Genomic DNA, 14106 nt, shown 5'->3' with positions numbered 1-14106 from the left:
CTTAGGCGGATAAATTCTTTAAAATGGCGTCGATATCGACGTTGTCCTTGAGCAATTCATAAGTTCTGGCGATTTTGTCATGGTCGTCAGCACGGATTTTAAAGTGCAAATCCTTCATTTTTGCCGTGACAGTAAAAGTATCCTCATCCGTAAGAAGTACGGGAATCGTACCTTTCAAAAGAAGGGCCAATATAGTCGAATCGGGCTTGAGTCCGCCGGTGAGAATCAGTCCGCCGCTGCATAATTTATCGTGATAGTCTTTCGATTGAGACAGGGCAAGGGTAAGCAGAATATTATCGATGCGGTCGCCGGGCGTAATTATCAGCGTGTTTCTTTCGATATACTTGAGCACGTTCTGCGGCTCCATCGCGGCGACAACGGTATGCTCGATTTTATTCGAAAGAGATTCGTTGCCGCAGACAACCTTATAGCCGAATTCCTCGGCTATCTGGCCGACGGAGAAAAATGAAAGATTGGAATCGTAAGGAATATTTCCCACGAGTTTTGTGCCGATAAGCTCCAGTCCCTTCGGGGCGATGGATTTAATCTTCTCGTATTTCTGCGGGTAAATCTTATTCAGAATCACACCTGTTACGTTGACGTTATATTGTTTGAAAAGGGCAAGAGATAACGAAATTTCGTCAATGGGTCTGCCGATACCGCCGGAGGCGACTATTACCACGTTCGCATCGAGCATTTGCGCGACGCGGGCGTTCGACAGGCCGAAACAGCTTCCAACGCCGGCATGGCCGGTACCTTCAATAATTACCATTTGATGCTTTTCCTGAAGCCTGGCGAAACTGTCTCGTATCTGCTTTTCGAGCGGTGAAACATCCGGGTTTGCGATGAATTTGGCTGTGAAACCTTCCGCGACGGCGATGGGACTCATATCCTCGGGACGGTCCTTGAAGTCGAAAACCTTGTGGGCAAGTACGGCGTCTTCGTCAATGCTGTGGTTGTTATACATAACATATCGCTGGCCGACAGGTTTGCAGTAGCCGGGATTGTGGCCGTGGCTTCGCAGATACTGAATCAGGCCGCAAATTACGGCGGTCTTGCCGCTGTCCTGTCCAGTCGCGCTAATATAAAGGGGTTTCATACAGGTATTTATAGCGAACAAATGTAAATTTAACAAGTATAAGCTAAGGTTCGGCAAATAAAGTTTAATGATATATAACTCTTTATGTTTAAAGAAATTACAATAATTTTAGCAAAATAGTGCTAAAATTCATTTCATAGGGTATAATTAGCCGAAAATACCTATTAGTGAATAGATGGAAAATTCATTACTTACAAAAAAGGATTTTACACGGATAGAAACTGCCTTTCGCGGCAATTTCGGATTGTCTATCGAAACGACCGATTTGCAGGGCAGAAATCTGTCCGATGTATGCAGCAAAGATTGTCATCCTGAATTCTGCAAAATAGTCCGCAACAGCCCGGCCGGTTTGAAACGCTGCCTGCAGGACAGACTCAGGAGTATGAAGATGGCATTCGAGACCGGCCAGCCATATATAAGCATCTGCCATGCCGGGATTGTTCTTGCCTGTGTGCCCGCTATGGACAGGGAGAAACCTTTGGGCGGAATATTCTTCGGCAAATGTCTCTGGGATAAGCCTGATGAGACAGTAATTGAAGATATCGACAAACGCCTCAAAGGCATACGCATTAACAGGACAAAACTGAAACAGTCGGTAATGAAGCTGCCTGTTTTGGCGGGCAGGAAAATTCATGAAGCGGCGGAATTTTTGTTCGTTCTTTTTTATGAAGTTACCAACCTTGACCCGTATGTTATGCAATGGCGAAGACAGAGAAGTCAGCAGCAGTCGGAAATAGGCGAACTGATACGCGAGCATAAGGAAATAACAGGGGCGGGTCAATATCCGCTCGATTCTGAAAAGCAGCTTATGGATAAGGTCAAAATCGGCGACCGGATGGGCGCAAGAGAAGTCCTTAATATGATACTGGCAAAGATTATGCTCAAGGACCCGGGAGACCTTTCGGTTCTCAAGGCGAGAATGCTCGAACTGCTGAGCGTCCTGAGCAGAAGCGCGGTGGAAGGCGGAGTCGATATAAACTTTCTGCTGGAAAAGAACCTCGATTATATGAATAAGGTTCTGCAGATAGATAATCAGCAGGACTTGTGCGTCTGGATAACCAACGCTTTGAACGATTTTATCGAACTTGTTTATTCCATACAGGACAAGAAAAGAGTTTCGCAGATAAAACCGTCGATAGATTATATTCAGCAGCATTATGTTGAGCCGCTCTCTCTCGATGAGATTGCACACAGCGCCCATTTGAGCGTTTCGCGTCTGAGTCATATCTTCAAGGAACAAACCGGTATGACAGTAATAGATTATCTGACAAACGTTCGCATTGAACACGCGAAAGAACTTTTAATTTCCACTAATAAGAACTGTACCGAAATATGCTTCGATGCCGGCTATAACAACCAGAGTTATTTTACGCGGACATTCAAGGAAATCGTCGGCGTTACTCCCAGACTGTTCAGGGATATGAACAGAAGAAAATAAATGATAAAGAAAATAGCGATACTCGGTTCGACAGGTTCGATAGGCAGAAACGCCTTGCGCGTTATAGAAGCTCTCGGCGCCGATTATAAGGTCGTCGCTCTTACGGCTCACAATAATGTCGAACTGCTGGCCGAGCAGGTTAAAAAATTCAGGCCTTCAATCGCAGTTGTTACCAATCCGGAGAAAGTAGATAATTTCAAAAAACTACTGGATGAACCGCGTGGGCTAAAGCCCACCCTACACGGCACAGAAATACATTCCGGCAACAGCGGTCTTTCAATCGCGGCTTCAAATGAAAATGTCGATGTCGTAATAGCTGCGGTTGTCGGAGCGGCGGGACTTGAGGCTATTTTAGCGGCTGCAAAAGCGGGCAAGACTCTTGCCATCGCCAATAAAGAGCCGCTTGTTATAGCCGGAGCGCTTTTGACAAAGGTCGCCAAACAGAATAACGCTAAAATATTACCCGTTGACAGTGAACACTCGGCGGTCTTCCAGGCATTACAGGCTGGAAACTCCAGCGAGGTTAACAGGATAATCCTGACGGCAAGCGGGGGGCCGTTCAGAGGCGCAACGAAAGAACAGATTCAAAACGCGACAATCGAACAGGCACTTGCTCATCCGACGTGGAATATGGGCAAAAAAATAACAATAGACTCGGCCACAATGATGAACAAGGCTCTTGAGATAATCGAAGCGAAATGGCTGTTCGATGTGCCGGTAGAAAAAATCGAAGTGCTTGTCCATCCGGAATCGATAGTTCATTCGATGGTTGAATTCGTCGACGGTTCTGTAATAGCGCAGATGTCTGGGCCGGACATGTGCCTGCCGATTCAGTACGCACTGACGTTTCCGCACAGGGTCAGGGGAATAACGAAACATCTGCGGCTGGAAGAGATAGGGAATCTTACTTTCGAGAAACCCGACATGGAAGTCTTTAAAGCCCTGAAAATCGGTTACGAGGTCGCAAAGACCAACGGTACGGCCGCAGCGGTATTTAACGCGGCAAATGAAGCTGCGGTCAAAGAATTTCTGGAAGGAAAGATAAAATTTGTTAATATAGTCGAACTTATAGAACATTGTCTCGATAAACATAAAGTCAAAACAGAAGCGAGCCTGGAAGATTTGATTTCAGCGGATAACTGGGCAAGAAATGAGGTTAAAGAATGTCTGAACAAAGTAATTTAAAATCGAAAAATTATATAAACGCCCTGATACTTTTGGTGATAGTTGCATTGGCAATTTATTACATTTCAGGACACTTCAGCAAAAGCAGCAGTATAATTATGTCGTTAGTCGGGCTTGGCACGGTGATTTTCATTCATGAACTGGGCCATTTTATCGCGGGCAAATTATCCGATGTCAGAGTTGAAGCATTCGCGGTAGGATTCGGAACGGTTGTAGTGGGTTTTAAGAAATGCGAAAATTATCTTAGATTCAGAATCTTTCCCACTATCCTGCTGAAAGAAAACGACCCTGACGAAGAGGGACTGTTGTGTATTAAAGTACCATTCGGCGGCAAGGCCGGCGAGACAGAATATCAGTTGCGGATTTTCCCCGTGGGCGGCTTCGTAAAACTTCTCGGTCAGGAAGATGTCGGCTCCGACAAGCCAAGCGACGACCCGCGTTCATTTTTGAACAAACCGATATGGAAAAGAATCATTGTCGGTTCGGCAGGCGTAGCGATGAACGTTATACTGGCGGGAATACTTTTCGTTATTGTTTTTACGGTAGGTATCAGGATGATGCCCGCGGTCGTAGGCGATTGTATTCCGGGGTATCCCGCGGACAAGGCCGGACTGAAAGCAGGCGATGAAATAATCGAGGTCGATGGAAAAAGAAATCTCGACTTCAGGGGAATGGCTATCGCCGCGGCTTTTTCAGGAAGAAACGAGCCTGTCAGTTTGAAGGTACAACGGACGGACGGCAGTATCGAGGATATTTCAATCGTAGCGGAAAATATGCCGGGGCTTGGATTCAGAGGATTCGGCATAATGCCGGCAAGTTCTCTTGAAATAGCAAAGGTTGAAACCCCGGAAGTTTTATTAGAGCAAACCGGACTCAAAGAAGGCGATGTGCTGGCCGATATCGACGGCGAAAAGATAGAAAAGTTCTGGCAATACAGCGATAAGATGCAGGCTGTTTTCGAGCCGATGGTAACGCTGTCATTTCAAAGGCCCGGACAGACCGAGCCTGTAGTATTTAAAGACAGGCTCGAATATATCGCTTATATGGAATATCAGGAGGACGGCACTTTTGTTCCGGCCCAGTTCTGCGGCCTTATACCGAGACTTAAAATTATCAGCATTGAAAAATCAGACGTAAACGAAATACTGCACAAGGGAGATGTCATCGTACAGATCGAGGATGTTCCCAATCCTACTTATAAGGAATTGCGGCAGGCGACGGTCGCTAATCTGGGAGAAGAACTCAGTATGGTGGTTTTGCGGGATAACGAACTTGTCGAAGCAAAAGTAACGCCCAGAGACGAGCAGGGCAGAGCTGTTATCGGGATTGGCGTCGGGCTGGATGTGAATAGTCCCGTCATAGCATCTGCGGCGGATATGAATTCGCCGGTGTTTACCAATTTGCCCAGAGGTGCGGAAATAGTTACTATCGCCGGTGAGAAAGTTAATAATTATTTCGATATCGTCGCGGTACTCGAAAAGAACAGGGGCAAAACCGTAAAAGTTGACTACAGCAGCGTAATCAATGACGGCGATATTCGTTTGGCAGTGCCGAGCGAAGGCGACTTATATGCTGTCAGGGGCTTAACTTTTTACGATATACCGTTTAAGCCGATGACGAAACTTTTCAGGGCGGCGGGAAAGGCTGACGCGCTGAAAATGGGAGCGAGAAAAACAGTTGAGTTTATCGCCCAGACGTATATGACAATCAAAGGCCTGATTATAGGCGACGTAAGTCCAAAGAGCCTTATGGGGCCGGTGGGTATGATTGCGGCAAGTTCGAAAATTATAGCCGATAAAGATTATATTCAGTATATACACTTTATGGGAATTATCAGCGCCTGTCTTGCGGTGATGAATTTTCTTCCGCTGCCGATACTGGACGGCGGACTTGTCGTACTGCTGATAATCGAGAAAATCAAAGGCTCGCCTGTACATTCGAAAGTGCAGGAAGGGCTGGTTTATATCGGGCTTGCGCTTATAGGCGCCTTGTTTATAATGATTACATATAACGATATTATCAGGGTGTTCTTCAGCAGATAGATTCTCCTTTATAAAAGGATACGATATGTATAAGAATAAAAGCGTTTGTGTGGTAGTGCCCGCGTATAACGAAGAAGTGCTTATATGCAGGGTAATAGAGACAATGCCTGATTTTGTCGATAAGATTGTCATTGTGGACGACAGGAGCAGCGACAGAACCGCCGAGGTTGTCAGGCAGTATGCCGAAAAGCAGGGCGGCAGAATCGTCCTTATAGTCCACGAGAAAAATCAGGGAGTAGGCGCGGCGATTGCCACAGGCTATAAGTGGGCGAAAGAAAATAAAATATTCGCGACGGCTGTAATGGCCGGCGATGCGCAGATGGATCCTAAGGATTTGCCTGCACTGCTTGACCCTGTTGTGAACGGTGAAATCGACTATTCCAAAGGCAATCGTCTGTTTACCGGAAACGCATGGAACATAATTCCCAAAGTCAGGTATCTTGGTAATTCGTTTCTTTCGCTATTTACTAAAATCGCAAGCGGATACTGGCATATCGCGGATTCACAGACCGGTTATACCGTGATGAATCTTAAGGCGCTGGAACTTATAGACATCGACAAAATATATAAGCGTTATGGTATGCCGAACGATGTGCTTGTAAAACTTAACATTTACAATATGAAGGTTCGCGATGTGCCGATAAAACCGATTTATAACATCGGCGAAGACAGCGGAATAAAAATTCACGCGGTCGTGCCGAAACTTTCATGGCTCCTGCTGAAATGCTTTTTATACAGGATGAAGGAAAAATATATTATCAGAGATTTTCATCCGCTGATTTTCTTTTATGCTTTCGGTTTGTTATTCGATATTGCGACGGTGGCGCTGTTTGTCAGGGTGTTTTATAAATGGTTTACCGATGGACATATTCCGCCGATAAATGCGCTGGCGGCGATGTTCTGCTTTATCACGGCAATACAGTTTACGCTTTTCGCGATGTGGTTCGATATGGAATCCAACAAGGATTTGAAATGAGATTTATTTTCGACCTTGGACATCCTGCGCATTTTCATCTTTTTAAAAATGCAATAATCGAGCTGGAAAAAGCCGGTCATGAAGTACATATAGTCGCCCGCCAGAAGGACTGCCTGACCTCTCTTCTCGACAAAGCAGGCTTAAAATACATCGCTATACCCCGCAGCAAAACCGGACTTTTGGCTTCGGGCATACAAAATATCAGGACCTTTCGGACGGTGTATAAAATCGCCAGGCAAAAACCGACGGATTTTATTGTCGGCACATCTTTGGTGGCGCCTTACGCCGCAGGGCTTGTCGGGGCGAAATCAATAATATTTAACGCAGATGACTCAAAGGTGGTTCCGCTTTTTACAAAACTGGCTTATCCATTTGCGCACTATATCGTGACTCCTGAGAGTTTAAATGATGATTACGGAAAGAAACACATTAAACATCCAAGCCTGCACGAACTGGCGTATCTTCATCCTGACAGGTTCCAGCCGAATCGCAATATTTTAAAGGAGCTTGGCGTCGGTGAGAATGAAAAATATTTTCTTGTCCGGCTTGTTTCGCTCACGGCTCATCATGATATCGGCGAAAAAGGGCTGTCGTCCGAGCAGGCTCATCTGATTGTGAATAAACTTTTAAAACACGGCAAAGTTTTCATAAGCGCCGAAAAGGTTTTGGAAAAGGAATTTGAGCCTTATCTTTTGAAAGTCGATGTCGATAAAATTTTTGACGTGATGGCTTTTGCGCAAATAGTAGTCGGGGACAGCCAGACGATGATTAGGGAATCCGCGGTTCTGGGTACGCCTTCGATAAGATGCAATACATTTGTAGGCAGACTTTCAGTTATCGAAGACCTGCAGAATAAAGGGCTGACCTGCGGATTTTTGCCCAAAGATTTTGACAAACTTCTCGAGTGCCTGGACAACTGGCTGGCCAATGATAAGATTAAAGAGCAGGTTCGGCTAAAACGCGATAAATTCCTGGGGCAAAAAGTTGACCTGACAGGATGGATGATAGATTTTTTTGAAAAGTTATATAACGATAAACAACGGCAGAAACCATAAGGTTAATTTTGAGGTTGAATTTTTATGCAAATAAAGAATAGGGACAAAATTATGACCACTAAAATTCAAAGTAAAGAACAGATATCCGGTGTTAATTACTGGGTGTGCGTGATTGGGATTATTATATTTATGGCATGTCTGGAAAGCAGGGAAATTAACAGGCCTTTAGACGGGTTGCATAGCTGGGCACAGGCAACCGGCGCGTGGGCCACACGGGTTCACATCAAGTATGGTTTATCTTATACAAAAGGTTTAACTACATGGGCAGTTGGCGACCCGCCTAAAGCAAATCCGAAAAAGTATCTCGACCATCCGCAGCTTAGCATTTTGCTTGCCTGGCTTTTCTGTTCAATAGTCGGCGTCAGTGAATTTACATTACGGCTGCTTGCAATTTCAGTGTCAATCGTAACGATGGCATTGTTTATGTTAATGCTGAAGAAACTTATGGAACCAGTGACTGCACTTCTTGCAGGTCTTCTTTATGCCGTCTTTCCCCTGACCGGTTATTTTTATACCGGAAGCTGGACGACATTATTCGGCTTTTCGGCGATATATTGCTACCTTGTTATTATAAAGGCATTTGCAAATGCGCCCGAGCCAAAGAAGTATCACAAAATCGGTCTGGCGGCCGGTATCTTTCTATGTCTGCAGGTTAATTGGGTGGGCTTTTTCTATGCCATGGCAATCGGAGTGCATTATGTTTTCAGATGTATTAAAAGAAAAGAATATCCTTCATTTGTGCTGCTTGCGATTATGGTGTTTTCGCCGGCAATTAGTATGATTATTACTTTCTCTATTATGCTGGCAGGATATGGCGGAGATATTTCAAAAATATTTGAGCTTTATAAATGGCGTGCTGGTAAAGGCGAAATGCAGCAAATGCAGAGCTTCGACTGGTCTTTATGGTTTGGCAAACTATGGGAATTTTCACTCACGAATTATACATTGCCTGTTGTGATGATCGCGATCCTTTATATAACAATCGGTCAATTCTTTGTTTTTTCGAAAGACCCCGACCCCCTGACCGGCAGAAGGAGCAGACAGTTCCCGCAATTCTGGCTTTTCTTTATGGTTCCGTTTTTTGCATTGTTTATTCTTCGCGGCTGCCTTTGGCGGCACCAGACATGGCTGGTGCCTTTAACTCCCTGTGTTGCAATTGCGGCATCGCTGGGTATTTGTATGGTTTGGGACTACCTCAAAAAAATTAGTTTCAAAATAGCTCTTGTCGCAGTCCTGGCGATTTTAAGTATATGCACAAGCTACTGTATCGCCGGCACAAATTATTATTATGCGATTCGGTGGCAGCCGGAAGCAAAGATTAAAATGTTTCAAATGCTTAACTCACGAATACCGCCTGATAAATATCTGCTCAGTTTCGACCCGTTCATTGTCAATCAGAACGAATCGAAAGGTGCATTCTATCGTCCTGAAATAGCGTGGTATCTCGACCGTGAAATTATTCAGGCAACGAGGCTCGAAGAAGTTACTGAAGCTGCCAAGACCGGTAAATATCCGTTTTATCTTATGCCGTTATCCTTAGGCGACCCGCAGACAGACGCATACCTTAACAATCTCAGCAAACAGCTTGGGCAGCTTTATAAATATGAATACATCCCCGGCGTTTCCGGCGAGATGGACGGCAGAGGCAGATTCCTGAAAGCAGGCATGTCGAATTATCTTCTTTTTGACTTGCAAAAGCCCGTGAAATAAAATTTATATAATAGAAAATAGATTTGTCAAATCAGTTCAATTGACGGAACCATTTGTCCCAAACCGTTAGCGCGGATTCGTAAGAAAAATTATTCCTGGTCATTATCAAGTTATTCCGGATTCGTGTATAAATTGCGGAATCGTTGATTAGTTTATCGATGCATTTGCCCAATCCGGCAATGTCATTTTGCTTATAAATCAAACCCATTTCGTTGTGTTTTACAATGTCTGTTATTGTGCCGACAGGTGTGGTAACCGGAACCAAACCGCTGCACATAGCTTCAACCATGGCAAAAGGAAATCCTTCCATATAGGAAGCCATAACAAAAATTTTTGATTGTGAAAAATACATTGAAACATCATTTGTATGGCCTGCGAAATCGACATTACCCTCTATGTTTAGTTTTTTTGTCAGCGATTTCAGTTCCCCGGAAAGATGTCCGCCTCCCACGATACAAAGTCTTCTGCCGGGATTCTGCTTCAAAACTTCGGCAAAAGCTTTAAGTATTATGTCAACTCTTTTTCTGTGAATCAGTTGTCCCACATAGAGACAGTCATACTTTATTGTTTTCAATTCTGAAACTTTAAACTTATTTATATCTATACTGTGAGGAAGAACGCTGATTTTTTCTCTTTCGTAGCCGTATTCCGTCATTTCGTTTTTCATACTTTCGCCGGTAGCCGTAAAAAAGGAGCCGTTGCGAAGTATCTTTTGCAAAAAATTCCATCCTTTTGCCTTTGACATTCTGTACCAGTCAGCACCTATAAAACCGAAATGAACCGGCTTATTAAATTTTCTTGCCCCTAAATATGAAATAATGCCGTAGGGTATGGGATTGAATGAGACGAATGCTTTAACTTCTTTTCTTTGGGCTAATTTTCGGCTCAGGCGATACATCTGAATAAACCGTAAAGGTTTGAATCGCGATACCTTCAGCAGCTCTGCTTTTGGGATGTTACCGGTTTGGACATTTTTGTGCCGAATAATCCATATTTTGGTCACCACAGGATGGAGAGATATCGGCATAAGATGATGATAGACCTGGGCGTCACCTAAAGCAACACAACATACAATTTCAAAATCCATACGAATGACATATCCTAAAACGATGTTTATTTTTCCGGCTTTCTGGCAATGTAGATAAAACCCGAAGTAAAACGAATTTTCTCTTCAGCTATAAATTGTGATATCCTGTGAGACTTGGCTTCATTTTTTCTATAAAACCTGCTTATAAACCGGGCTCCAATTTTTCTCAAAAACATAATGGCATTGAAGACTAAATCTGCCAAAAAAGAAACAGGCTGTTTTATTATTAACAGCCTTTCTATGAGAAAACTGAACCCGTTTTTTTTAAAAGGTATTATTTGTTCTATTGTAAAGCCGCTTTTTTTGAGCATATATTTTACTCCCAGATGTGTCATGTGATAATAGGAGCGTTCATGAAAGGGCTGCAGGAATGCTACTGAGCCTATATACAAACCGCCCGGTTTAATTACACGGAATATTTCATTGCATGCAGACCAGGGGTCGGGAAAATGTTCCATAGCGGAAATAGAAGAACATACGGAAATCGTATTATCCTTAAAAGGAATATTCATACTGTTTGCCAGAAGATTGGTTCCGTAATCCAGATAATAATCCAGACCTATATAACTATAGCCTTTTGATTCTATCCAGTCTTTTCTGCCGCCCCCGCAGGCTAAATCGAGGAAAAATCCTGACCCATCTGGAATTATACCGTCAATTTGGTTCCCCCAGACAGCCTGTCGTTTCCAGTGTTTACGATTATCTGTCAGGACAATCATTTTATTATATTTATCTTTACGGAAATCTTCAGTTAAAACGGCAGGAATGCCTTCATAATCGGAATATTTGACCTTGCATAAATCGCAGATATATTGATTTTGCAGCCTCGTAAGTCCGGACTTTCCGCAGGAAGGGCACAAAAGTATTTCAGCGAACTTATGATTCATCCTGATATCTTCACTCATGAAGTTTTAATTCTGTTTAAAGTTTAGGCAAAAAACTGTATAATCCGCACTTAAGATATTTCAGCCTTTTTCGCGAAGACTACTGTATGCAAACCGCAATTTTTTTTCTTAATAAAATTTTGAAACCAATAAATATTTATAAAATAAAATAATCTTTTCCAGAGAATATCAATAAATCTCGACTTAAAACGGTATATTACCGTAAAGATATTGATAATGACAAAATATTTTGCGACTAATTTTTCTATCTCCTGGACGGTTAAATGATCTTCAATTGGCTGAAATAATTTTATCTTATGTTCCTGTTGTGCTGTTTTGTTCGGCGTAGTCAGAATGAGATGGCCGCCTGTTTTAAGAGAGTCGTATGCATTTTTGATGAGTTGTTCCTGCAGGTTATATGGAAGGTGCTCTATTACCTCCATAGAAACAACCATGTCGAATTGTGTATCGAAACGGATTGGTTTGGATAAATCTGCAACCTCAAATTCTATCTCCGGATAAAATTTTCTGTTATCTTCTATTGTTTTTTCTGCCAGGTCAACTGCTTTCACTTTTCCAAATCGCAAAAGCTTCGCCGCCAGCAATCCTCTGCCGCAGCCTAATTCGAGAATTCTAAAATCAGGGTTGCCTCGCGAATCTGTTTTTTTAACACAATTCAGAATTTCATGAATTAAAATCCGGGTAGTAAAATTGATTTTGTGCCTGATTTTTTTAAAAAACACATCGTAAAAATCTGAATGGTTCATAAGTTCGTTTGCCTGTAAATATATTCTTATTTTTGGTTTTCGACCGAACAAATTGCAACGACTTTATCGTCCAGGAATTTTTAGCCTTAACATATAAAAATCTGTTAGCATTGTATCTTAGATGGTATATAATGTCAAGTTTAGGATAATCGAAATGCTTAAGTGGATTAAATATATTCTCGGAATCGCGATTTTAGCCTTTTTGGTTTGGTATCTTGTCGGACACTGGCAGAGTGTGAAGGCATTATTGAAACTCAATGCTCTTGAACTGAGTATTATTTATTTTGCGTCTTTCGTGGGAACGTTTAACAGCGCTGTTGTGGTGATAGCAATTCTGAGCCCTATGGGCGTAAAGACCTTATTAGTGGATATGGTTATTCTGCAGAACGCCCGTGCTCTGCTTAATTATGTTCCAATGAAGTTCGGCACGCTTTTTATGGCGAATTATCTGAAAAGACACTATGGGCTGAGATATTCGCACTTCGGCACTTTTTCGATTTTTTTGACACTGCTGCTTTCTGTTGCGGCGTGCCTGATAGGCTTGTTCTCCATGATTCTTGTTTATGGACTTGACAGTGTGCAAAAACAGATTCTGGCGGGTGTTTTTCTTGTTTGTCTGACGGCGTCAGTTTTTATGATATTTGTTCCGCTGCCTGTTCCAAACGGTTCGTCGAAATTGGCTGTTTTATTCAGGGAATTTCTTCTTGGACGTTCCGCTATAACAAAAAATAAAAGGTCGCTGTTTACTGCCGGGGTTTTCCTGCTGCTTAATTTTATAATTACTGCGGTCAGGCTTGCGGTTATTTACCAAAGCATGGGAGTGAAAGTGCATCCGGCGGGATTTCTTGTTCTTGGAGCTCTCGGATATATTATAATGTTTGTCAATCTGACTCCCGGTGCTATCGGTATTCGCGAGACGGTTCTCGGAGCAGGGGCCGTTGTGTTGGGTATTCCTCTCGATGCCGGCTTAACGGCGGCATTAATCGACCGGGCTATTACGTTAAGCTGGGCCTTTATAGTAGGCGGTATTTGTACCGGCCTGATATGGCATAGATCTCCTGCAGATTTCAGGAAAAACAATAATACATAAAAAATAAATTTTTTATTTGCAAAGTTAGGCATAACTAACTATATTAGATGTAGCTAAGAAAGGTGATGTTATGGCCAAAAAGAAACAATTAAGCGCATCACTGGAAGATTATCTGGAAGCGATATATAACCTCAGTCAGGGGGCAAAAGTTGCCAGAAGCAAAGATATTGCGCAAAACCTCGGCGTATCGAGAGCCTCTGTTACCGGTGCTCTTAAGTTGTTGAATGACAAGGAGTTAGTGGATTACCAGCCCTACGGATTTATCAGTCTTACTGAAAAAGGCGCCCAGCAGGCTCAATCTGTGGTTCGCCGGCACAACATTATCGAGTCTTTTTTTGTCAATGTTCTCGGTGTTGAACGGCAGATTGCCGAGCAGGCGGCCTGTAAGGCTGAGCACGCCCTGGGGTCTGTGGTTATTTCCAAATTGTTAAATTTTACGGAATTTTCGACAAATTACGGGAAAAAAGGTGCCAATATCACTACCGAATTTCATAAATATTGCCGGTCGAAAGGAATTTAGTTTTTATGAGGGTGCAGGAACAAATTCTCCTGAAGGATGCAGCTAATGACTCAAAGGTCAGGTTCGTAAAAATAGAAGCTGGACAGGGACTTAAAGCAAGGCTTGCTGCTATGGGGCTTTTTCCTGGTGTGCAGTTTCGAATAATAAACAATAGCCATCCCGGTCCTCTTGTTATTGATTTAAAAGGCGCACGAATTGTTCTTGGCAGGGGCATGGCCGGGAAGATGGCTGTTAAGCCATCAGGAAATTAATG

At 43.1% G+C, this 14106-nt stretch carries 13 protein-coding genes; 9 read left to right on the top strand and 4 right to left on the bottom strand.

Features of this window, described 5'->3' with window-relative positions; translation table 11 throughout:
* Position 1: 1 nt before the first annotated feature.
* Positions 2-1099, bottom strand: coding sequence for an AAA family ATPase (locus tag WC496_09165; GenBank protein ID MFA5293188.1), 1098 nt, complete (start codon positions 1097-1099; stop codon positions 2-4).
* Positions 1100-1274: 175 nt separating this feature from the next.
* Here WC496_09165 and WC496_09160 point away from each other — a divergent pair, with 175 nt between their 5' ends.
* The 6 genes from WC496_09160 to WC496_09135 are packed head-to-tail and all read left to right on the top strand — an operon-like array spanning position 1275 to position 9505.
* Positions 1275-2537, top strand: coding sequence for a PocR ligand-binding domain-containing protein (locus WC496_09160; GenBank protein ID MFA5293187.1), 1263 nt, complete (start codon positions 1275-1277; stop codon positions 2535-2537).
* A 3-nt stretch (positions 2538-2540) separates the two neighbouring features.
* Positions 2541-3722: a 1-deoxy-D-xylulose-5-phosphate reductoisomerase gene (locus WC496_09155; protein ID MFA5293186.1), complete on the top strand. Its 1182-nt coding sequence runs from the start codon at positions 2541-2543 to the stop codon at positions 3720-3722.
* Positions 3701-5764, top strand: a complete 2064-nt coding sequence (locus WC496_09150) for a site-2 protease family protein (GenBank protein MFA5293185.1) — start codon at positions 3701-3703, stop codon at positions 5762-5764. Before WC496_09155 ends, WC496_09150 begins: the two co-directional genes overlap by 22 nt.
* 25 nt (positions 5765-5789) lie before the next feature.
* Positions 5790-6740 carry a glycosyltransferase family 2 protein gene (locus WC496_09145; GenBank protein ID MFA5293184.1) on the top strand — a complete coding sequence of 317 codons (951 nt, stop codon included), beginning with the start codon at positions 5790-5792 and terminating at the stop codon, positions 6738-6740.
* Positions 6737-7795: a DUF354 domain-containing protein gene (locus WC496_09140; protein ID MFA5293183.1), complete on the top strand. Its 1059-nt coding sequence runs from the start codon at positions 6737-6739 to the stop codon at positions 7793-7795. The genes WC496_09145 and WC496_09140 overlap by 4 nt, the downstream gene beginning before the upstream one ends.
* A 51-nt stretch (positions 7796-7846) precedes the next feature.
* Positions 7847-9505 carry a glycosyltransferase family 39 protein gene (locus tag WC496_09135; GenBank protein ID MFA5293182.1) on the top strand — a complete coding sequence of 553 codons (1659 nt, stop codon included), beginning with the start codon at positions 7847-7849 and terminating at the stop codon, positions 9503-9505.
* A gap of 31 nt (positions 9506-9536) precedes the next feature.
* Here the strand turns inward: WC496_09135 and WC496_09130 are convergent, their stop codons facing one another.
* From WC496_09130 to WC496_09120, 3 genes are read right to left on the bottom strand one after another with little or no spacing between them, the layout of a single operon-like run.
* Positions 9537-10592: a glycosyltransferase family 4 protein gene (locus WC496_09130; protein MFA5293181.1), complete on the bottom strand. Its 1056-nt coding sequence runs from the start codon at positions 10590-10592 to the stop codon at positions 9537-9539.
* A 26-nt stretch (positions 10593-10618) separates the two neighbouring features.
* The gene (locus WC496_09125; protein MFA5293180.1) at positions 10619-11497 is read right to left on the bottom strand and encodes a methyltransferase domain-containing protein; all 879 of its coding nucleotides are present in this window, start codon (positions 11495-11497) and stop codon (positions 10619-10621) included.
* Positions 11498-11547: 50 nt separating this feature from the next.
* A complete protein-coding gene (locus tag WC496_09120; protein ID MFA5293179.1) occupies positions 11548-12243 on the bottom strand; it encodes a class I SAM-dependent methyltransferase in 696 nt (231 codons plus the stop codon).
* Positions 12244-12397: 154 nt separating this feature from the next.
* On the opposite strand from WC496_09120, the gene WC496_09115 reads away from it, so the two are divergent.
* From WC496_09115 to WC496_09105, 3 genes are all read left to right on the top strand, one after another.
* Positions 12398-13333 carry a lysylphosphatidylglycerol synthase domain-containing protein gene (locus WC496_09115; protein ID MFA5293178.1) on the top strand — a complete coding sequence of 312 codons (936 nt, stop codon included), beginning with the start codon at positions 12398-12400 and terminating at the stop codon, positions 13331-13333.
* Between the two features lie 70 nt (positions 13334-13403).
* Positions 13404-13853, top strand: coding sequence for a metal-dependent transcriptional regulator (locus tag WC496_09110; GenBank protein ID MFA5293177.1), 450 nt, complete (start codon positions 13404-13406; stop codon positions 13851-13853).
* A 5-nt stretch (positions 13854-13858) separates the two neighbouring features.
* The gene (locus tag WC496_09105) at positions 13859-14104 is read left to right on the top strand and encodes a FeoA domain-containing protein (GenBank protein ID MFA5293176.1); all 246 of its coding nucleotides are present in this window, start codon (positions 13859-13861) and stop codon (positions 14102-14104) included.
* Positions 14105-14106 lie beyond the last annotated feature (2 nt).

The sequence above is a fragment of the Phycisphaerae bacterium genome (genome assembly GCA_041652575.1).
In the GTDB taxonomy this organism is placed as follows: Bacteria; Planctomycetota; Phycisphaerae; order Sedimentisphaerales; family UBA12454; genus UBA12454.
This window is presented reverse-complemented; position numbering and strand designations above follow the sequence as displayed.